Origin of the sequence: Bifidobacterium saguini DSM 23967 (genome assembly GCF_000741715.1) — a bacterium.
Lineage (GTDB): Bacteria > Actinomycetota > Actinomycetes > Actinomycetales > Bifidobacteriaceae > Bifidobacterium > Bifidobacterium saguini.
In genome coordinates, this window is record NZ_JGZN01000003.1 from 189,853 (window position 1) to 210,611 (window position 20,759).

A 20,759-nucleotide genomic window follows, 5' to 3' on the forward strand; every position below is an offset into this window, starting at 1 on the left:
GGGGAGTAGGATAACCGGCGTGAATCAGGTACATGGCATCAAACGCGCGAATGCGGACGCAAAGTACCATCAGATGACCGAACAGCCGATTCCCTCGCTGATTCTGACGCTGAGCGTGCCGGCGGTCGTCTCCAACCTGGTGACTACCGCCTACAATCTGACCGATACGTTTTTCATTGGCCAGCTGGGTACCTCACAATCGGGTGCGATTGGCATCGCCTTCTCCATCATGACCGTACTGCAGGCGCTGGGTTTCTTCTGCGGCCAGGGTGCCGGTAATTCGCTCAGCCGCGAGCTCGGCAAGCGCGACATCGACCGCGCATCCAAATTGCTGGCCATTGGATTCGTGGCGGCATTCAGCTTCGGTCTGCTCGTGGCCATCATCTGTCTGGCGACTCTGCGGCCTCTGGTCATGCTACTGGGATCCACTGCCACCATTGCCCCTTATGCCGTGCAATATCTGACGCCGATCCTGGTGGCCGCACCTTGCGTATGCGGATCGTTCGCGCTGAACGGATTGCTGCGATACCAAGGGCAATCGGCATACGGCATGATCGGTCTGGTCACCGGTTCGTTGCTGAACTTCCTGTTGGCGCCACTGTTCATTTTTGTGCTTGACATGGGCATTTTCGGTGCCGGCCTCGCCACCGGCATCTGCCAGACGGTGAGCTTCATCATTCTTGTGGTGATGAGTGCGAAGTTTGGCGTGCTGAAGCTTTCGCTGCGCAACTTCAAACCGGATCCGCTGCTGTTGCGTGAGATTCTGGGCGGTGGTCTGCCATCGCTGATCCGCCAAAGTGCAGGTTCGATAGCCACCACATGCGTGAACATCGCCGCCAATCCGTTCGGTGACGCGGCCATCGCCGGCATGGCCATCGTGATGCGCATCATGCTCGGCGTCAATTCGGTGATCATCGGTCTCGGCCAAGGATTCCAGCCGGTATGCGGCTACAACTATGGCGCCGGCAAGTTTGCGCGCGTGCGTGAAGGCTTCTGGTTCTGCGTCAAGCTATCGACCGCCGTGCTGGTGGTGCTTGGAGCGCTGATTTGGGTGATTGCGCCACAGCTCGTAGAGATCTTCCGCTCCGACCCGGCCGTGGTGTCGGTAGGCGTTGCCGCGCTGCACTTCGAATGCCTGTCGGTGGCGCTGAACGGCGTGAACATGATGGGCAATATGATCAGTCAGACGCTTGGCAAAACCGGTATCGCCTCATTCCTCGCGGTCTGCCGCACGGGATTGTATTTGGCTCCGGTCGTGCTGATCTTGCCGCAATTCATGGGCGTCACTGGCGTGGAAGTGGCGCAAACGGTTTCCGATGTGCTGACGTTTATCACCACGGTGCCGTTTATGAGGTATATCTTGCATAAGTTCCTCGCACAGAATCGCGTCTAGCGGTAAGTGTGTAAAGTAGGAGAGAGCAATGGACCAATTTGGGGTAATGATCGGCCAACTGGTCGGCTTCTTCATCATGCTGATGGTGGGTTACGGCTGCGTGCGCCTGCGTTTTTACGGCAAGGTGGCATTGGATGGCATGTGCTCGCTGCTGCTTAACGTGCTGATTCCTGTGCTGGTGTTCTCCAATGCGGTGGACGGTACCGATCGCTCGCATCTTGCCGCCAATTGGGGTGTGATGCTGCTCACCGCGGTTATGTATGGGCTGTTGGTTCTTGTGTTTTGGGCGCTTGCCCATGTACTGCGACTCAAAGGTTCACGCAGTCACATATTCCAAGCATCCTTGATTTTCGGCAACGCTGGTTTTATTGGTATTCCACTGATTATGGCGCTGTTTCCCAAGGAAGGCGCGATTTATGTGGCGCTGATGTCCATTGTGGATCAGGCGCTGTTGTGGACGTATGGCGTTTGGTTATGCGAACCGGTCAAAGAATCTAATGATGCGACGGCGACGCAATCAGCGGAATCCGTCGCTGCTGTGGGAGCTCGCAAAGCGTCGCGCCCCTCCATTGGCTCGAAAGTGATTTCCCTGCTGCGCCGCTTCATCAACCCGGCGTTCATCGGTGTGATGATTGCGCTTGCATTGATTCTTCTGGGTGTCAAAGTGCCAGCCATTATTTTGAAGCCGCTGCATACCATCGGCAATATGGCCACGCCAATGTCGCTGATTTATCTCGGTGGCCTGTTCGCACTGACCCGCTGGTGGAAGGTACTGCAGCGTTACGAGCTGTATGTGGGTCTTGTTGCCAAGATGATTGCGTTCCCGCTGGCTTTCTATGCGCTGCTTACCGCCGTTGTGACTGCGCTGCCGTTCGCCGTGCCGATCACGCATGACATGATGCTGATGATTACGGTGATTTCAGGCTTGCCGACGATGACCACCATTGCCATGTTCACTGGGCGCAAGGACAATATGCCCGAATATGCGGTGGGATTCGTGCTGGTCAGCACACTGTTCTCCCTGTGCTCGCTTGCCGTGGTTTCCGCGGTGGTGTTCTAGCCTCGTGATGCTCCGCTCTCAGCCATTATTGGTGCTTTCGTTCGTTATCGACTACACTCATAGAAACGTTTCGACTGCATATCGATGAGGAGGATGCGCAATGGCGGGCATCAAAGATGTGGCGGCGCTGGCGGGAGTTTCGATTAGCACGGTCTCATATGTGATGAGTGGTAAGCGCTCGATTGGCGATGCGACTAAGAAGAAGGTACTTGCCGCCGCTAAAGAACTCGGCTACATGCCCAACGCGCAGGCAAGATTCCTGAGAGGAGAACCCACCAAGGTTCTGGCGTTGAGTTCCCCTATTCACGAATACACGGATTATTCCAACTATGCGGTGTTCTTCTTCGCGCTTGCTATGCGTGCTAAGCGCTATGGGTATGACATTTTGCTGCTTATGCATGAGTATGGCGATCAGGAACTTTCACGCATTGCCTCCAGCGGCATGGTAGACGGTATTTTGCTGTTGGATGTATTGATGTGCGATGCTCGTGCCGATGTGGCGAAAACCCTGGACATACCAGTGGTGGCAGTGGGATATCCGAGCAATTCAGATGGTATTTATTCAGTGGATCTGGACTTCGAGCGCATGGGGCGCGAAGCCATCGAAAAGGCGCATGCGCTTGGCCATCGACATGTATTGATTGCAGGTTCGGAACGCAATGCCTATGAGGATGGGTCGAATTATCTGGTTCGTTTCCGTGATGCCGCCGTCAAAAAGGGTGATGATCTCGGTGTATCGGTGATGTTCAAACCATCTACCGGTTTTGGCCGCGATGACGTGAATTTGATGCTGGATGAGGCTTTCGCTGAAGATTCGGAGATTTCATTGATTATCTGTCAAACCAATGCCGCGCATATTTCCAATGTGCTGGCATGTTTGCAAGCCCGCGCAATCAAAGTGCCTGAGGATGTTTCCGTACTTGCCGCATGCACGTACGGCTTAGGTTCCCTGCCCAAGCGTGTTGATGAAATGCCGATGATGCCGAATGAAACATGCTCGCGAGCCGTTGACCTCATGATGGAAGTGTTGGAGGGCAAACGCAGTGACGTGGGCCATGTGGAATTGCTGCCTTCGCGGTATCAAGCGCGAGGCACGGTGACCGCACACTGAAACATAACAGTGATGACGTATCCGTTGTTTATCTCGTAGTCATACGAGAATCATTTGGCGTTGCGGCGTGCTACGATGTGCACCGTTGTTAGGCGTTGATCCGTTATCAGCGGGGAGTCTTCGGAAGAACAGCAGGTGCGGCCGGATGTGATGGCTGAAGCTGCTCAGTAGAACCGACGGGTTCGGCCCGAAATAGCCGAACACAAGCGATCGCACGATCGTCAGCAATAGATTGGGTTTCTTATCTGATTTATTGCTGTGATGGTGGCGATAAGCGAGGTGGTACCGCGGTGCGGGGCGCAACAATAGCGTTCATCATCGTCCTCGTAGGCAGGAATGGTTGGAATGAAACCATTCCGGGCGGAACAATGGCTGTTCCCGAACTGCGAGGGTTGCCGCTGGCGCCATCGCAAACGGGAATCATGCTGATTTGATTCATTGCTCGGAATTTTCATCGCAGCCGCTCCTGCAAGGACCAACACAGTATTACTAGGAGATTTACGGTGAGCGAAAACGTATATCCCAAGGCGAACGAGGGCGGCGAAACCGCACACGTAGCGCCAAACCCAAGCTTCCCCAACATGGAGCAAACCGTTCTCGACTACTGGGATAAGGACGATACCTTCCAGAAGTCCGTGGAACGCAACCCTTCCGGCGACCACTCCCAGAACGAATTCGTGTTCTTCGATGGCCCGCCGTTCGCCAACGGTCTGCCGCACTACGGCCACCTGCTGACCGGTTACGCCAAGGACGTGATTCCGCGTTACCAGACCATGAAGGGCCGCAAGGTCAACCGCGTCTTCGGCTGGGATACCCACGGTCTGCCGGCAGAGCTCGAAGCGCAGAAGGAACTCGGCATCGACTCCGTCGATCAGATCGAGAAGATGGGCATCGATAAGTTCAACGATGCCTGCCGCGCATCCGTTCTGAAGTACACGCACGAATGGCAGGACTACGTGCACCGTCAGGCTCGCTGGGTGGACTTCGAACACGGCTACAAGACCTTGAACATTCCATACATGGAATCCGTGATGTGGGCATTCAAGCAGCTGTACGACAAGGGGCTGGCTTACCAGGGCTACCGCGTGCTGCCGTACTGCCCGAAGGATCGCACGCCGCTTTCCGCCCACGAGCTTCGCATGGATGCCGACGTCTACCAGGATCGTCAGGACACCACCGTCTCCGTGGCCGTTAAGCTGCGCGATGAAGACGCCTACGCCGTCTTCTGGACCACCACCCCGTGGACCGTGCCCACCAACTTCGCCATCGTGGTCGGTGCCGACATCGATTACGTGGAAGTCCAGCCGACCGAAGGCAAGTTCGCCGGCAAGAAGTTCTACCTCGGCAAGGACCTGCTGCCGCACTACACCAAGGAACTTGGCGAGAACTACGAAGTCGTGCGTGAGCTCAAGGGCTCCGAACTGGCCGGCCGCCGCTACTGGCCGGTGTTCCCATACTTCGCCGGTGAGAAGGCCGAGACCGAAGGCAATGTGCCCGGTCCGAACGGCTACACCATCTTCACCGCCGATTACGTCGACACCGTTGAAGGTACCGGCCTCGTGCATCAGGCACCTTACGGCGAAGACGATATGAACACGCTCAACGCCAAGGGCATCAAGAGCACCGACGTGCTCGATGCAGGCTGCCGCTTCACCTCCCAGTGCCCGGAATACGAAGGCATGTTCGTGTTCGACGCCAACCTGCCGATCTTGCGCAATCTGCGTGCCGGTGACGGTCCGCTCGCTCAGATCGATGAGGACAAGCGCGCCATCCTCTTCCAGGAGAAGAGCTACGTGCACTCCTACCCGCACTGCTGGCGTTGCGCCACCCCGCTGATCTACAAGCCGGTGAGCTCCTGGTTCGTTTCCGTGACCAAGATCAAGCCGCGCCTGCTGGAGCTCAACCAGCAGATCAACTGGATTCCGGAGAACGTGAAGGACGGCCAGTTTGGCAAGTGGCTCGCCAACGCCCGTGACTGGTCCATCTCCCGTAACCGCTTCTGGGGCTCCCCGATCCCGGTGTGGGTTTCCGACGATCCGAAGTACCCGCGTGTGGACGTCTACGGTTCTCTCGAAGAGCTGAAGAACGATTTCGGCGACTATCCGCGCGACAAGGACGGCAACATCAACATGCACCGTCCGTGGATCGACGATCTGACCCGCCCGAACCCGGATGACCCGACCGGCAAGTCCACGATGCGCCGCATTCCGGACGTGCTCGACTGCTGGTTCGAATCCGGTTCCATGTCGTTCGCGCAGTTCCACTACCCGTTCGAAAACAAGGAGAAGTTCGAACAGCACTTCCCAGCCGACTACATCGTCGAATACATCGGCCAGACCCGCGGTTGGTTCTACCTGTTGCACGTCATGGCCACCGCACTGTTCGATCGCCCGGCATTCAAGAACGTGATCTGCCACGGCATCGTGCTCGGCTCCGATGGCCAGAAGATGTCCAAGCACCTGCGCAACTACCCGGATGTGAACGGCGTGTTCGACAAGTACGGTTCCGACGCCATGCGCTGGTTCCTCATGTCTTCTCCGATCCTGCGCGGCGGCAACCTGATCGTCACCGCCGAAGGCATCCGCGACACGGTTCGCCAGGTCATGCTGCCGGTGTGGAGCTCCTACTACTTCTTCACGCTGTACGCCAACGCAGCCAATGGCGGCAAGGGCTTTGACGCCCGTCACCTCAACGCTGATGAGGTCGCCGGTCTGCCGGAAATGGACCGCTACCTGCTGGCCCGTACTCGTCGCCTGGTCGAGAAGGTGGAGAAGTCGCTCAATGAGTTCGCCATCTCCGATGCCTGCGATGCAGCCTCCGACTTCATCGACGTGCTGACCAACTGGTACATCCGCAACACCCGTGACCGCTTCTGGAACGAGGACGCGAACGCATTCAACACCCTGTACACCGTGCTTGAGGTGTTCATGCGCGTGCTCGCCCCGCTCGCTCCGATGGAAGCCGAATCCGTATGGCGCGGCCTCACCGGTGGCGAATCCGTGCACCTGGCCGACTGGCCGTTCGTCGTGGACGAGAAGACCGGCGAAGCCACCGAACTCGGCCGCGTGCTGGTCGACGATCCGAAGCTGGTCAATGCTATGGAGAAGGTGCGCGAAGTTGTCTCCGGCACCCTGTCCCTGCGCAAGGCCTCCCAGATTCGCGTGCGCCAGCCGCTCTCCAAGCTCACCGTTGTGGTCGAGGACGTGGAAGACGTGCGCGCCTATGCAGAGGTGCTGAAGTCCGAGCTTAACGTGAAGGACATCGAGTTCTGCACGATGGAGGACGCCGGCTCCCAGGGGCTCAAGATCGTGCACCAGCTCAAGGTCAACGCCCGTGCCGCCGGCCCGCGCCTGGGCAAGCAGGTGCAGTTCGCCATCAAGGCCTCCAAGACCGGTGCCTGGCATGTGGATGCCTCCGGCGCTCCGGTGGTGGAAACTCCGAACGGCGAGGTTGCTCTGGTGGAAGGCGAATACGAGCTCATCAACCGCGTGGAGGAGGAGAACGCTGCCGAGGCCGCCGCTTCCGTGTCCGCAGCACTGCCGACCGGTGGCTTCGTAATTCTCGATACCGCGCTGACTGATGATCTGCTGGCCGAAGGCTACGCTCGCGATGCCATCCGCGCCGTGCAGGATGCCCGTAAGGACGCTGGTCTGGAGATTTCCGACCGTATCGCCCTGACGCTCACCGTGCCGGCTGCCGATGTGGCCAAGGTCGAGCAGTTCAAGGACCTCATCGCCCACGAGACCCTCGCCACTTCCTTGGAAGTCAAGGAAGGTGCCGAGCTCGCCGTCGAGGTGAAGAAGGCCTGAATGATGCAGTAATCACAGGTTGATTGGAATCTTGGACCACATCATCCTGTGATAGATAAACAAGGCTGAGTCGTGAAAACGGCTCAGCCTTGTTTGTATTTCTTGAGTTGTTCGATTGTTGTGCGGTGGAGACCGGAGGGAATCGAAATGATTCGAAATAATTGGTTTGAATGTGCCCGCATTCGTTGGTGAGTGACTGCAGCGTCTGTGATTCAAAGATTGATGCCGAGGTGAGGTGTGCGAAGGAGCCCTTATTTTGTAAGGAAAATAAACATTTATGAAGTGAACGTTATCATTGCAGCGTGAACGTTCACATTGTTCATTCGTTGAATTAATTTATCGAAATCAATCGAAATAATTTGCGGGCGATGTTATCAATCCGTTATCTTAATTACTGAAAACATTCGAATCGTTTCGAAGCTTTTCAATCAGTAATGGCGCTGAATAAGGAGACAAGATGAAAGCTACCCGCAAATTCGTTGCTGCAGCTCTCGCAGTAGCCACCATGATTGGCATGGCCGGCTGCGGTGGCGGTGAAACCGCCCAGGAGGAGAACCCAACCTCCATCAAGATTTGGCACTATGAGGAAGACAACGGCGCTCAGGGCAAGGCTTGGGCCAAGGCTATGGAAATCTTCGAAAAGGAGACCGGCGTCAAGGTCGAGTTCGAGAAGAAGTCCTTCGAGCAGATTCGCCAGAACGCTTCCCAGATTCTGAACTCCGACGAAGCCCCTGATGTTATGGAATACAACAAGGGCAACGCTACCGCCGGCCTGCTTGCCAGCCAGGGCCTGCTGAGCAACCTGAACGATTACGTCTCTAAGTACAACTGGGATAAGAAGGTCTCCGGCTCCCTCGCCGACACCGGCAAGTACAACGAGCAGGGCATCATGGGCTCCGGCGACTGGTACGGCATCACCAACTACGGTGAAGACATCGTCATGTACTACAACAAGGACATGTTCGACAAGTACGGCATCGAAATCCCGACCACTATGGACGAGCTCGAAGACGCCATGCAGAAGTTCGTGGATGCCGGCGTGACCCCGCTTTCCGAAGGTGTGGCCGAATACCCGCTGCAGCACCTGTGGTGGCAGCTGGTTCTGCAGAAGGCCTCCGACAAGTTCCTCAAGGCCTACGAGATGTACGACGGTGACGTCGACTGGCAGGGCGAAGCAACCACCTACGCCACCAAGACCATCAAGGATTGGGTCGACAAGGGCTACATTTCCAAGGATTCCACTGGTCTGAAGGCCGAGGATGCCGGCCAGAACTTCATCAAGGGCAGCTACCCGATGTTCTTCTCCGGCACCTGGTGGTTCGGCCGCTTCCAGTCCGACATGGCTGACACCAACTGGACCTTCTCCCTGTTCCCTGAATCCAAGAAGGTCGTCGGCTCCTCCGGCAACATCTGGGTCATTCCTGAGAACTCTAAGCGCAAGGATCTCGCTGCCAAGTTCATCGACATCACGCTGAGCGAAGAAGTCCAGAACCTGATGGGCAACTCCGGTGGTCTGCCGATCGCCGCTGATCCGGACAAGATCACCGACGAGAAGACCAAGGAACTCATCACCTCCTTCAACGGCGTGCTGAAGGATAACGCCCTCGGCTTCTACCCGGATTGGCCGACCTCCACCTTCTACGACGAGCTCAACTCCTCGCTGCAGGAACTGGTCAACGGCACCTCCGATGTCAAGACCGTGCTCGGCCAGATGGAAGACAACTACAACAAGGGTGTCGAAGCCGCTGGCGTAAAGCAGCAGTAAACGTATCTTCCTCCTCCGATAAATTCAGGGTTTGCCGGTTTTCCTCCAAAATCCTAACCGGCAAACCCGCCCTTTATTTTTGTTTTTTCCTTAGGCTTGGCGTGAGCCTACCCAAAATCAAGCCACTCGCACATCGCAGTGCCGAATTCCAATACCAATGACGTTAACGGAAGTGAGCCGTTATGAGCGCAACAGCGAAAACCAAGAAGCATGTGCAGGATGCAACTGCGCGTGAGAAGGGAATGTCCCGCATTCCGGGCAGCCCATCAAGCCGATTCTGGCTGTACCTGATTCCAGGTTTTGTCATGCTGCTGTGGATCATCGTGATCCCGGCTGTGTGGAACATTTATCTGAGCTTCACCAACTATCGTGGTATCAAGCCGCCAACCTTCGCAGGCCTGACCAACTGGGCTCGACTGATGAAGGACACCACCTTCTGGACCTCCTTCCGCAACTCCATCTGGATGATTATTGCAATGGTGGTCATCCCGATTCTGCTCGGCCTAATTCTCTCCTCCCTCGTCTTCGACGTGGTGCAGAAGAAGTTCGGACCGAAGGCCGCATCCACGATGCGTGCCATCTACTACTTCCCGCAGTTGCTGCCTATCGCAGTCGCATCCTTGGTCATGGGCTGGATCTTCCGCCCGGAGAATGGCGCACTGAACGCCCTGCTTGAAGCCATCGGTCTCGGCAACCTCCAACATGACTGGCTCGGCAAACCAGATACGGCACTGATCTTCCTCATGCTCATCATGATCTGGATTCAGGTAGGCTACCCGCTGGTCATCTTCATGTCCGGCCTGCAGCGCGTCGATCCGGAACTGTATGAAGCCGCAAGCCTCGACGGCGCCAACTGGTGGCAGCGCTTCCTCGCCATCACCCTGCCGGCCATCAAGCCTGAAATCTTCGTGGTGGCCCTGACCTGCACCATCGCAGCCCTGAAGGTGTTCGGTCCGGTCTACATGCTGACCAAGGGCGGCCCAGGCACCAGCACCATCGTGCCGTCCTACTACTCGTACGTTCAGTTCTTCCAGTCGCAGCAGGTTGGCTACGGTGCCGCGATTGCTACCGCTCTGACCATCGTCATCATCATTGTGGCCGTTGTGTTCACCAACCTTCAGGAGAAGGTTGCGAAGGAAGATGAGGAGTAGACCATGACTTCTGCAACCGCACGCAAAATGAATATTCCTAGGGCTCACAAGAACCGCACGGTCGGCGACTGGACGATCATGGTGTTGCTGATTATCGGCGGCCTGATCATGCTCTTCCCGTTCATCGTCCTGCTGCTCAACGCATTCAAGACCACAGCCGACTACAATGCCTCCGGCCCTCTGGCCTGGCCGCATGAGTTCAGCCTCGACGGTCTGGTGAAGTTCTGGACCCGCGTCAACTACCCTGAAAAGCTCTGGAACTCCATCTGGACCTCCGGCCTTGTGGCAATCTTCGCAGTGATTCTCTCCATGTTCAACGCCTTCGCGCTCGGCATCGGCCGCGTCAAGGGTTGCCGTTGGATCGTGCTGCTTATCATGCTTGCCAACATGCTGCCGCAGGAAGCCATGCTGTACCCGCTGTACATCATGTTCAAGGAGATCGGCCTGTACAACAGCCCGTGGGCCATTGTCATCATCTTCACGGTGATTCAGTCCGCATTCGGCACCTACCTGCTCTCCTCCGTGTATGGCACCTTCCCGAAGGCAATCCTTGAAGCAGCAACCATCGATGGTGCCAGCCGCTGGACCATCTTCAAGGACATCGTGTTCCCGATTTCCAAGCCCACCCTGAGCGTCATGCTCGTGTTCTTCTTCATCTGGACCTGGAACGAGTACATGATTCCAATGGCCTTCCTCATCGACAACTCCACCCAGACCATCCCGATTGCAGTCAGCTCGCTGACCGGCGATCGTCTGATGGATGTGACCACCACCGCTGCCGCATCCCTCATCAGCATCGTGCCTACCTTGATCTTCTACTTGATCTTCCAGCGCACGCTGTCCCGCGGCATCACCTCCGGTGCAGTCAAGTAGTGCAATAACGACCCGAAGTAATAACCCAGGGTCATAATACAAACCAACATAACCCGATAAACCAAGGTTCCGGCCGGTTCTAATTCCCTGCCGGCCGGAACCGCCTCTCCCACAAGGAGCACAGCAACAATGAAGTTCACCAACGGTTACTGGATGATTCGCGACGGCGTCGAAGCCCTCTACGCACGAGAAGCCTATGAATTGAGCGCCGACACTGCAGCCGAGCGTCTCAACGTGCTCGCCCCGACCTCTGTGGTGCGTGGCCGCTACGATACTTTGAACCTGCCCACATTCGATGTGGACATCACCTCGCCGGCCGAAGGCGTGATTCGCGTACGTGCCGAGCATTGGCAGGGTGCCATCGAGTATCCCGGCTTCCCGCTCAATGCAGACGAGCCCGGCAACCGCGACTATGTGAGCGTGGCCGCACATGGCAATGGTGATGGCGAAGTCGGCGTCAATGGTGCGGATGTTACCTTGACCACCGGTGGACTGACCGCCAAAGTCGTCAAAGGCTCACCTTGGAACCTGACTTTCCTCGGCGAAGACGGCAAGGTGCTGACCAAGTCGGAAGGCAAGTCCCTGGCCCGATTCAAGCTCGGCGCGGAATCCAATGTCACTGCACAGCCGGTGGGTGAATTCGGCGTGACGATGGACGGCTCCGCCCGCGACGAATCCGACGTGTTCACCGCCATCCAGCTGCACCTTGCGGTTGGCGAGAACGTATACGGCTTAGGTGAACGTTTCGGCGCTTACGTGAAGAATGGTCAGACCGTCGACATCTGGAATGAGGACGGCGGCACCGCATCCGAGCAGGGGTACAAGGATGTGCCGTTCTACATGACCTCCAACGGCTACGGCATTCTGGTGAACAACCGCGGCCACGTCTCCTTCGAAATCGGCTCCGAGAACACCGAAGCCGTGCAGTTCTCCGTGCCGGGTGAAGGCCTCGACTTCTGCGTGATTTACGGCCCGACCCCGAAGCAGATTCTCGACCGTTACACCAAGCTCGTGGGTCGCCCGGCCAACGTGCCGGCATGGAGCTACGGCCTGTGGCTCACCACTTCGTTCACCACCAAGTACGATGAGCAGACCATCAACTCCTTCATCGACGGCATGGCCGAGCGCGATATTCCGCTGGCAGCCTTCCACTACGACTGCTACTGGATGCGTGAATTCCACTGGTGCGATTTCGAATGGGACAAGCGCTTCTTCGGTGATATCGAATCCACGCTGAAGCGTTTGCATGAGGACAAGGGCCTGCACATCTGCGCATGGATCAACCCGTACATCGGCCAGCGTGGCGACATGTTCAAGGAAGGCCGTGACAAGGGCTACCTCGTCAAGAAGGCCAATGGCGAAGTTTGGCAGACCGACTTCTGGCAGGCCGGTATGGGTCTGGTGGACTTCACCAACCCTGAGGCCCGTGAATGGTTCAAGAGCAAGGTTAAGAAGCTGCTGAACCAGGGCGTGGACGCCATCAAGACCGACTTCGGCGAGCGTATTCCGCGCGACGTGGTCTGGTATGACGGCTCCCCGAAGCTCTCCATGCACAACTGGTACACCCAGCTCTACAACCAGACAGTGTTCGAGGCGATTGAGGAAACCTACGGCAAGGGCAACGCATGCCTGTACGCCCGATCGGCAACCGTGGGCGGCCAGCAGCAGCCCGTGCACTGGGGCGGCGACTGCGAATCCACCTTCAACGGCATGGCACAGTCCCTGCGCGCAGGTCTGTCCCTGACCTCCTCTGGCTTCGGCTTCTGGAGCCACGACATTGGCGGCTTCGAAGGCGCCTTCCCGGATCCGGCAGTCTACAAGCGTTGGGTGGCATTCGGCCTTCTGGGCTCCCACTCCCGTCTGCACGGCTCCACTGTGTACCGCGTGCCGTGGCTGTTCGACGAGGAAGACAAGAAAAACGGCGTGGAGCTGGTTCCCGGTCAGACCGCCGTGGACGTGGCCCGCAAGTTCACCAAGCTCAAGCTCGAACTCATGCCGTACGTCTACGAGACCGGCCTGAAGCCGCACATCAACGGCACTCCGGTAATGCGTTCCATGTTCGTCGAATTCCCGGATGACCAGACCTGCCGTACGCTGGACCGCCAGTACATGTTCGGCCCGAACTTCTTGGTGGCCCCTGTATTCACCTACTCCGGCGAAGTTTCCTACTACCTGCCGGAAGGCGTGTGGACCAACTGGCTCACTGGCGAGAAGGCGCAGGGTGGCGTGTGGCGCAACGAGGTGCACGGCTACGATTCCATCCCGCTGTGGGTGCGCGACGGCTCCGTCATCGTCACCAACCCGGGCGAAACCAAGCCGGACCGTGTCTACGGCACCGACGCTCTGGTTTCCGTGTTCCTGACCGATGCCGAATCCGCCGAAGCGGTGGTCAGCGAAATCGACGGCTCCTCCGTGACCTTCACCGCCCGCCGTACTCCGGCTGGCGTGGAAGTCTCCAGCTCTGATGGCCGTGCGTTTAGCGCACGCCTCGGCTCGGACGGTGAAATCGTCAAGGCCGAATCCGGCACTGTAGTGCTGTAAAGCTCACACATTAGGCACAGGGCGATCATGACGGGCAGGATTCCTGCATCGCAATGATCGCCCTGTTTCTTTTTAAGCTCTGTTAAACCAAATTCTGGCTCCCCTTGTCAGGGGAGCTGGCGGCGAAGCCGACTGAGGGGTAGTCCCGCCCGATTTGTATCAATTTTGCTTTAACAAAGCCTTTTTAAAATGATCGGTTTTCGGCTCGCTGCCGAAGCTAACTGTTATGTCAACTATCAACGGAGATACCACGATGACATTCACATTCCCGAAAGACTTCACATGGGGAACCGCTACCGCCTCATACCAAGTGGAGGGCGCAATTCGTGAAGGTGGCCGCACCGCATCCATCTGGGACACATATTGTGCAGTGCCGGGCAATATCTTGGACGGCTCCAGCGGTGAATTCGCATGTGACCAATACCATCGCTACCTTGAAGACATCAAGCTCATGCAAGAGCTTGGCGTAGGGGCTTACCGGCTTTCCGTGGCATGGTCGCGCATCGTTCCCGAATATGGCGGGCCGGTGAATCAGGAAGGCATCGACTACTACCGGCGAGTGCTGGAAGCTTTGCATGAAGCTGGAATCAAACCTGCTGTAACGCTGTATCACTGGGATTTGCCGCAATATTTGGAAGACCGTGGCGGATGGGTGAACCGGGAAACCGCATTGCGATTCGCCGATTACGTTGCGGTGCTCGTACATGAGTTCGGTGATCTGGTGGATACATGGATTACGCTGAACGAACCGTGGTGCAGCGCGTATTTGGGGTATGGCAATGGCGCTCATGCGCCCGGATTGCGCGACCATGCCAAGGCGCTCGCTGCCGTGCACCATCTCAATCTGGCCCACGGTCTTGCAGTCAAGGCGATACGTGCCGAATTGGGGGAGCGGGCCAAGGTTGCCGTCACACTGAACCTGGCCGCCAATGTGGCCGAAACCGAGACGCCTGAGGATATTGCCGCCAAGCATCGTGCCGATCTTATGGCCAATGAGGTGTTCTTAGGCCCCATGATTGATGGCACATACGATCCGGAGATTTTCGAGGTTACCAAGCACGTTACTGATTGGTCTTTCATTCAGGACGGTGACGTTGAGATCGCACACCAGCCAATTGATGCATTGGGTATCAATTACTATTCAACCAATCATGTGCGCGGTTGTGTTGCCGCTGATGCCGGCTCTTTTGCTGGTGATCGTCATGCCAATGCGATGCCGGCACAGGAGAACGTGGAAACACTGCCTCCCACCGGCGAATTGACGGCAATGGGGTGGAACCAGGAGCCGAAAGCGCTGACTGCTTTGCTCTGCGAACTCAGCGAACGCTGGCCTGACCTGCCGATAGTGATTACGGAAAACGGTTCGGCTTGGGATGATGAGGTCAGTGAGGATTCCGCTGCGCCGGATGGTCTTATTGTTCATGATCCACATCGAGTGGCTTATCTGAATGCGCATGTGCAAGCGGTTGCCGATGCTTTGAAGGCCGGAGCAAACGTGACTGGCTACTTTGCCTGGAGTTTGCTCGATAACTTCGAGTGGGCGTATGGCTATACCAAGCGATTCGGCATTATTCGCGTGGATTATGATACCGAAGCGCGCATCTGGAAGGATTCGGCGTTCCGATTCAGGGATATCGTTCGTGCGAATGCCATTTAGGTTCGCGGCTAGGCTCGCGGCTTCGCGGGGACTTGTGCGGGAACGCTCGCATCGCCACCCATTCGTCATGTACACCCCGCGCAGTTACTGCCTGTTTGGCGACGAATACAGGCAGTAACTGCGCGGAGGTTCCGTTGAGACGCGCACATACTGCCGGTTCTCGTCCTGAAACAGGCAGTAACTGCGCGGAGGTGGAGGATGGGTGCAGGACCTCGCTTACTTCACGACCTTGAAACCACCGGTCCACGGGGTCTGCTCGGTAACGCCGAGGATGATCTGCAGGGCGCCGTAGCCCTCAAGATACTGGGCGCGCTTCAGCGGGCCGGCGTCCACGGTCTTCAAGCCCGCACCCTCGATGAAGGCGGCGACGGACTTCTTGGCGTCCTCATCGTCGGAGGCGAGCTGCACCACGGTCGGAGCGCCATCGTTCTCGCCGGTGGCGAGAGTAGCGGCGAAGGTGGTGTTGAAGCCCTTGACCACCTTGGAATTCGGCAGCTTAGCGGACACATACTCGGCGGCGGACTTGAAGCCTTCCGGCAGAGCCAGGTCGAAGGTGGTGAAATCGATCGGGTTGGCAACGTCCACCACGGTCTTACCGGCCAGCTGATCGGCGTAGGCGGCGAGCACTTCGTCGTAGGCCGGGAACGGGAGGGCCAGAACCACAATATCGCCGGAGATGGTGGCTTCGCCTAACTTGGCGCCGGTGACGCCTTCGGCTGCGGCGGCGGCCTTGTCTGGGTTGCGATCGATGACCTGCACGGAAGCGCCGGACTTGACTGCGATGCCCGCCACTGCGGAACCGATGTTGCCTGCGCCGAAGATGGTGATGTTGCTCATGATGAGTCCTTTCGATATGGGTGTGTACCTCGTCTTTGTTTTTTCTGCTGGCGATTGCTTCGGTTGGTGTTCCGCTGCGTTCGCGTTGATGCCAGTATGCACCTCAGCAAGAAATATTTCAAACTGAGATATATCGGAAAGGTTTATATCGAATTGAAAATGACTGAAATAAAAGGGTTTGTGAGCATTGCTGATAGCTTTGACTCGGGCGTGTCGTTCTGAGATATCTCGACTTGAGATATCATGGAAGGCATGATGAACACGATAGAACTGATGACTTTAGGTTTCCTTTCCGAGGAACCCTTGTGCGGCTACCGTCTGCGCAAGAAGATGGAACAGCTGCAGGGCTATATGCAGGCCGTATCCGATGGCACCCTGCATTCGGTGACGAACAAATTCGTCAAGGCCGGTTATATCGGTGAAACCTTCAATGTGGTGAACGGCCGCCGGCTGCGTGAATTCCATCTCGAAGAGGCCGGGCGCGTCAAACTCATCGAAGAGCTGAAGGAAACCAGCGGCTACAACCTCACCAACATCACCAAATGGGCGGTTGTCATGTCGTTCCTCTCAGTGATTCCTGATGAGGCGGACCGTCGCGCTGTGCTCCAGCGCCGTCTTGACGTACTCGAATCCGACGTTCGCCGTCTCTACAGCGACGGCGAAGGACCGATTGATAACGACAAGGTGGAAGATAAATACCGCCGTGCCATCATTCTGGTGCACGATGCCGAAATCGACGCCGAACGCCAATGGCTGAAAGAGGAACTCGGTGTTGTCTGATAGCGAAAGCCGAGAGAAAACGGCACAATAGAAGTACACGCTTCAACAAACAATGCGAGGGCTGTTCGACGTAGAACAGCCCCGCATGCTATGTGGTGGAAGGAGATGCAATGGCCTATATCGAATTCGACCATGTGGTGAAGGAATATCCATCCGGAGGCGGCACGCCGATTCGTGCGCTCGATGAGGCCAGCTTCACCGCCGATCAAGGCGAATTGACAGTGATTCTCGGCCAATCCGGAGCCGGCAAAACCACAGCATTGAACATCCTGGGTGGTATGGATGTAGCCACCTCGGGACGCGTGGTGGTTGGCGGGCGAGACATTACGGACTTCAGAAAGCGTGAACTCATCACCTACCGCCGCAACGATATCGGCTTCGTATTCCAGTTCTACAATCTGGTGCCCAATCTGACCGCACTGGAAAACGTAGAACTTGCCAGCCAAATCTGCCCCGATCATTTCGATCCGGCTGAAACGTTGCGCAAAGTCGGCCTAGGCGATCGACTCAATAATTTCCCGGCCCAGCTCTCCGGTGGAGAACAGCAGCGCGTATCCATCGCCCGCGCCATCGCCAAGAAACCAAAACTATTGCTGTGCGATGAGCCAACCGGTGCATTGGATTACGAAACCGGCAAGGAAGTGCTCGAGCTCTTGCAGGACATTTGCCGAACTCAGGGCATGGCGGTGATGATTATCACCCATAATTCTGCGCTTGCGCCGATGGCGCATAAGGTGATTCGATTCCGCTCCGGTAAGGTGACCAGTGAAGAAATCAATCCTAATCCGATGCCGATAGCTGACATTGAATGGTAGGCGGATGATGACTCGTGGTAGGCATGCGAAGACGCGGGCTCGGCGTGGACAGCTTGAGCGGCAGTCGCGGGCAAGTATGTGGTCTGCCGCATTTGCCAAGGATATGCTGCGTGCATGGGGCCGCAATTGGAAACGATTTGTATCTTTAGCAGTGATTTCCATGCTCGGCGTGGCCGTACTTACCGGTATTTACGCCGGCTGCCGAGACATGTTCCAAGGTGCCGACCGTTTCTTCGACCAGCAGCGGCTCTATGATATCCAAGTCATTTCAACGTTGGGACTCACCAAGGACGACGTTTCCGCGTTGCAAGCCATCGATGGCGTGAAATCAGTGCAAGCGGAACGTACCGAATCCGCCACAGTCAAGGTCGACGGCTCAGACGAGTCGGTGACCTTAAGCGAAATCGGCGCGGACGGCATGAACCAGCCGTATCTTCAGCAGGGACGGCTTCCCAAGAAATCTGGCGAAATGGCGGTGACACGTAAATTCGTGCGCGATAGCGGGCTGAACATCGGTGATACGCTGACCGTCGCGCCGAAAACATCTACTGCTGATACCAATAGTGACGAGAACGATGCCGAATCGAATGAATCAGACGACGATACACCGCAATTCCCAACCAAACTCACCATCACAGGCATCGTGCTTGACCCACTCGATTTACAGAACCCAGACGGTTACTCGCAAGGCGCGTTCCGCAGCTCCGCTACCTCCGAATACACATTTTTCCTACCGTCCGCTGGCGTAACAGGCAGCACATACACAGCCATCTCCCTTGAACTCGACGGCACTGCCGCATTTGATACCTTCACCGATTCCTATGATTCTGCTGTGCGCACAGTACGCGACCGCATCGAACAGCAGGTACAATCCAAGCGTCAGCGGGCACGCCGCCAGCAGCTCATTGATGATGCCAAACAGCAGATCGATGATGCGCGCTCGCAAGCGGATGCGAAATTCGCCGATGCACAATCGCAAATTGATGCCCAACGTTCGCAATTCAACGCCCAGGTTGATGCACTTATCCAAGCTCGAGGCGGCAAAGCCGGCGATGATGCTCAGAGAAACGCAATCATCGCATCGAATACACAGCTCACTCAAGCCAAGCAACAGTTGGATGATGCACAAGCAAAACTCGACCAACAGAAAACCGACACCACCAGCCAGCTTGATGAACAGGAATCGAAGATTGAATCCGATATTCCGCAAGCGCGCTGGTATGTAAACACGCGTTCTTCGGCGGGCACGTTCTCCTCGCTCAAATCCGATTTGAGTTCGATTGAATCCATTGGCCGCGCGTTTCCTATCGTGTTCCTGCTGGTTGCCGTATTCATGAGTCTCACCGCCATGACCCGCATGGTCGAGGAGGAGCGCGGGCTCATCGGCACCTATATGGGGCTCGGGTATGGTTCCGCTGCCATCGCATCCAGATATGTGCTGTTCGCATTGCTGGCTTGCCTCATTGGTGGCGGGCTCGGTGACCTCATCGGTTTCCTTGGTATTCCGGCATTCCTGTTGATTGTGTTGGAAGGCATGTATGTGGTGCCGAATGTCACGATGCTCTACGACTGGCTCTACGGTTCGGCGGGTGTGGCCCTGTTCGTGCTCGGTATTGGTGCGGCCACCATCGCCGCGTGCTGGGGTGAAGTGCGCCAGACTCCCGCTGCGCTCATGCGGCCGAAAGCACCAAAAGCCGGGTCGCGCGTGCTGTTGGAATACATCGGTCCACTATGGCGGCGCATGAAATTCCTCAACAAAGTCACCGCTCGCAACCTGTTCCGCTTCAAAGGCCGCCTGTTCATGACCATCGGCGGCGTGGCCGGCTGCACCGCGCTCATCGTCTGCGGATTGGCCATCAACGATACGGTGGATGCACTGCCTGCCACGCAGTATCAGGATATCTACCAGTATCAATTGATGGTGGTTACTGACCATGATCAGCTCGACGCGGTGCTACAGAAGCTCAAGGACAACTCGCAGGTGCGCACAGCTGACAGTGCCAGTACTTTCGCCAAAGTCGAAAGCGGCGAACTGACCAATGCAGCCGAGGAATCCGAAACCGTGCAACTGGTCACTGTGCCGGAAGCCGCCGATCTCAAGGTCATCGCAGACCTACGCAACGTCGATGGCGGCGAGCCGATTGATGTGAGCAGTATCGCCGGCAGCAATGGGGGAGTGATTGTCTCGCAAAGTGCGGCCAATGCGCTTGACGTGCATGCGGGCGATTCCATCACTGTGGAAAACGGCGATGCCGAGCGTGAATCCGTGCGCGTTGCAGCCGTCAGCAAATCGGTCATTGGCTCGGATATCTATCTGACTGCCGACTACTACAGTCGCATCTTTGGCACGAACGCAGATACTGCCGGCAGTGATAGTTCCGCGGACACCGTGGCCAATGGTGTAGCAATGAACGCGATATTCGCGCAATACCAAGGTTCCGATGATGACCAGATCGCTTACGCGGACAAGCTCGCCAAGGATGCCGATGTGCTGAGCGTGGTGAGTACGGCGGATATGCAGCGCGGTTTCAGCTTCGACCTGATGGGCGCGGTGGTGGCGCTGATCGTGGCGCTCGCTGGCGCGCTCGCACTGGTGGTGCTGTTCACATTGGCGAATACGAATGTGTCCGAACGCGTGCGCGAGATGGCCACGCTCAAGGTGCTCGGTTTCTACGATAGGGAAGTGCACAAGTACGTCAATCGCGAAATGCTGCTGCTGACGCTAATGGGCATCGCCGTAGGACTTCCGCTCGGCCGTTGGATTGGTGGGCTTTTGACTGCCGCGCTCAATATGCCGGGATTGTATTTCGCGGTGACCGTACGCTGGACCAGTTATGCGATTGCCGCCGTCGTGACGCTGGCGTTCGCGCTGCTGGTGCAATTGTTCACGAACCCGGTGCTCGACCGCATCGACCCGGTATCGTCGCTGAAATCCGTGGAATGATGGTGGCTGATAGGAGAAGGGAG

General features: G+C 56.9%; 13 protein-coding genes. 12 read left to right on the plus strand and 1 reads right to left on the minus strand.

Annotation, left to right across the window (positions count from 1 at the left end; genetic code table 11):
• Window positions 1–73: 73 nt before the first annotated feature.
• The 9 genes from BISA_RS00825 to BISA_RS00865 all read left to right on the plus strand — a co-directional run bounded on the left by BISA_RS00825 (window position 74) and on the right by BISA_RS00865 (window position 15,360).
• Window positions 74–1,393, plus strand: coding sequence for an MATE family efflux transporter (locus BISA_RS00825; protein ID WP_420308617.1), 1,320 nt, complete (start codon window positions 74–76; stop codon window positions 1,391–1,393).
• A gap of 28 nt (window positions 1,394–1,421) precedes the next feature.
• A complete protein-coding gene (locus tag BISA_RS00830; RefSeq protein ID WP_033889617.1) occupies window positions 1,422–2,453 on the plus strand; it encodes an AEC family transporter in 1,032 nt (343 codons plus the stop codon).
• A 100-nt stretch (window positions 2,454–2,553) separates the two neighbouring features.
• On the plus strand, window positions 2,554–3,564 hold the full coding sequence (locus tag BISA_RS00835) for a LacI family DNA-binding transcriptional regulator (RefSeq protein ID WP_033889618.1): 1,011 nt from the start codon (window positions 2,554–2,556) through the stop codon (window positions 3,562–3,564).
• 503 nt (window positions 3,565–4,067) lie between these two features.
• Window positions 4,068–7,373, plus strand: a complete 3,306-nt coding sequence (gene ileS / locus BISA_RS00840) for a mupirocin-resistant isoleucine--tRNA ligase (RefSeq protein WP_033889619.1) — start codon at window positions 4,068–4,070, stop codon at window positions 7,371–7,373.
• 457 nt (window positions 7,374–7,830) lie between these two features.
• A complete protein-coding gene (locus BISA_RS00845; RefSeq protein ID WP_033889620.1) occupies window positions 7,831–9,138 on the plus strand; it encodes an ABC transporter substrate-binding protein in 1,308 nt (435 codons plus the stop codon).
• A 182-nt stretch (window positions 9,139–9,320) separates the two neighbouring features.
• Window positions 9,321–10,289 (plus strand): carbohydrate ABC transporter permease, encoded by a 969-nt coding sequence (locus BISA_RS00850; RefSeq protein WP_033889622.1) that lies wholly within the window; start codon window positions 9,321–9,323, stop codon window positions 10,287–10,289.
• Window positions 10,290–10,292: 3 nt separating this feature from the next.
• Window positions 10,293–11,162 carry a carbohydrate ABC transporter permease gene (locus BISA_RS00855; protein ID WP_033889624.1) on the plus strand — a complete coding sequence of 290 codons (870 nt, stop codon included), beginning with the start codon at window positions 10,293–10,295 and terminating at the stop codon, window positions 11,160–11,162.
• Window positions 11,163–11,291: 129 nt separating this feature from the next.
• On the plus strand, window positions 11,292–13,703 hold the full coding sequence (yicI, locus tag BISA_RS00860) for an alpha-xylosidase (RefSeq protein ID WP_033889625.1): 2,412 nt from the start codon (window positions 11,292–11,294) through the stop codon (window positions 13,701–13,703).
• A gap of 253 nt (window positions 13,704–13,956) precedes the next feature.
• Window positions 13,957–15,360, plus strand: coding sequence for a GH1 family beta-glucosidase (locus BISA_RS00865; RefSeq protein ID WP_033889627.1), 1,404 nt, complete (start codon window positions 13,957–13,959; stop codon window positions 15,358–15,360).
• A 216-nt stretch (window positions 15,361–15,576) separates the two neighbouring features.
• Here the strand turns inward: BISA_RS00865 and BISA_RS13285 are convergent, their stop codons facing one another.
• Window positions 15,577–16,299, minus strand: coding sequence for an NADPH-dependent F420 reductase (locus tag BISA_RS13285; protein WP_272945242.1), 723 nt, complete (start codon window positions 16,297–16,299; stop codon window positions 15,577–15,579).
• Between the two features lie 150 nt (window positions 16,300–16,449).
• Between BISA_RS13285 and BISA_RS00875 the strand changes: the two genes are divergently transcribed.
• The 3 genes from BISA_RS00875 (at window position 16,450) to BISA_RS00885 (ending at window position 20,736) form a co-directional block, all read left to right on the plus strand.
• Entirely contained in the window at window positions 16,450–16,977 is a 528-nt protein-coding gene (locus BISA_RS00875) for a PadR family transcriptional regulator (protein ID WP_237746049.1), read from the plus strand.
• Between the two features lie 110 nt (window positions 16,978–17,087).
• The gene (locus tag BISA_RS00880; protein ID WP_033889632.1) at window positions 17,088–17,792 is read left to right on the plus strand and encodes an ABC transporter ATP-binding protein; all 705 of its coding nucleotides are present in this window, start codon (window positions 17,088–17,090) and stop codon (window positions 17,790–17,792) included.
• 103 nt (window positions 17,793–17,895) lie between these two features.
• Entirely contained in the window at window positions 17,896–20,736 is a 2,841-nt protein-coding gene (locus tag BISA_RS00885; protein WP_237746050.1) for an ABC transporter permease, read from the plus strand.
• The last annotated feature ends 23 nt before the right edge of the window (window positions 20,737–20,759 follow it).

Bases quoted from the DNA above. Each gene is read 5' to 3' on its own strand.
- BISA_RS00825 (WP_420308617.1), top strand. From the start codon at position 74: ATGACCGAACAGCCGATTCCCTCGCTGATTCTGACGCTGAGCGTGCCG.
- BISA_RS00830 (WP_033889617.1), top strand. From the start codon at position 1,422: ATGGACCAATTTGGGGTAATGATCGGCCAACTGGTCGGCTTCTTCATC.
- BISA_RS00835 (WP_033889618.1), top strand. From the start codon at position 2,554: ATGGCGGGCATCAAAGATGTGGCGGCGCTGGCGGGAGTTTCGATTAGC.
- BISA_RS00845 (WP_033889620.1), top strand. From the start codon at position 7,831: ATGAAAGCTACCCGCAAATTCGTTGCTGCAGCTCTCGCAGTAGCCACC.
- BISA_RS00850 (WP_033889622.1), top strand. From the start codon at position 9,321: ATGAGCGCAACAGCGAAAACCAAGAAGCATGTGCAGGATGCAACTGCG.
- BISA_RS00855 (WP_033889624.1), top strand. From the start codon at position 10,293: ATGACTTCTGCAACCGCACGCAAAATGAATATTCCTAGGGCTCACAAG.
- yicI (WP_033889625.1), top strand. From the start codon at position 11,292: ATGAAGTTCACCAACGGTTACTGGATGATTCGCGACGGCGTCGAAGCC.
- BISA_RS00865 (WP_033889627.1), top strand. From the start codon at position 13,957: ATGACATTCACATTCCCGAAAGACTTCACATGGGGAACCGCTACCGCC.
- BISA_RS00875 (WP_237746049.1), top strand. From the start codon at position 16,450: ATGATGAACACGATAGAACTGATGACTTTAGGTTTCCTTTCCGAGGAA.
- BISA_RS00880 (WP_033889632.1), top strand. From the start codon at position 17,088: ATGGCCTATATCGAATTCGACCATGTGGTGAAGGAATATCCATCCGGA.
- BISA_RS00885 (WP_237746050.1), top strand. From the start codon at position 17,896: ATGCTGCGTGCATGGGGCCGCAATTGGAAACGATTTGTATCTTTAGCA.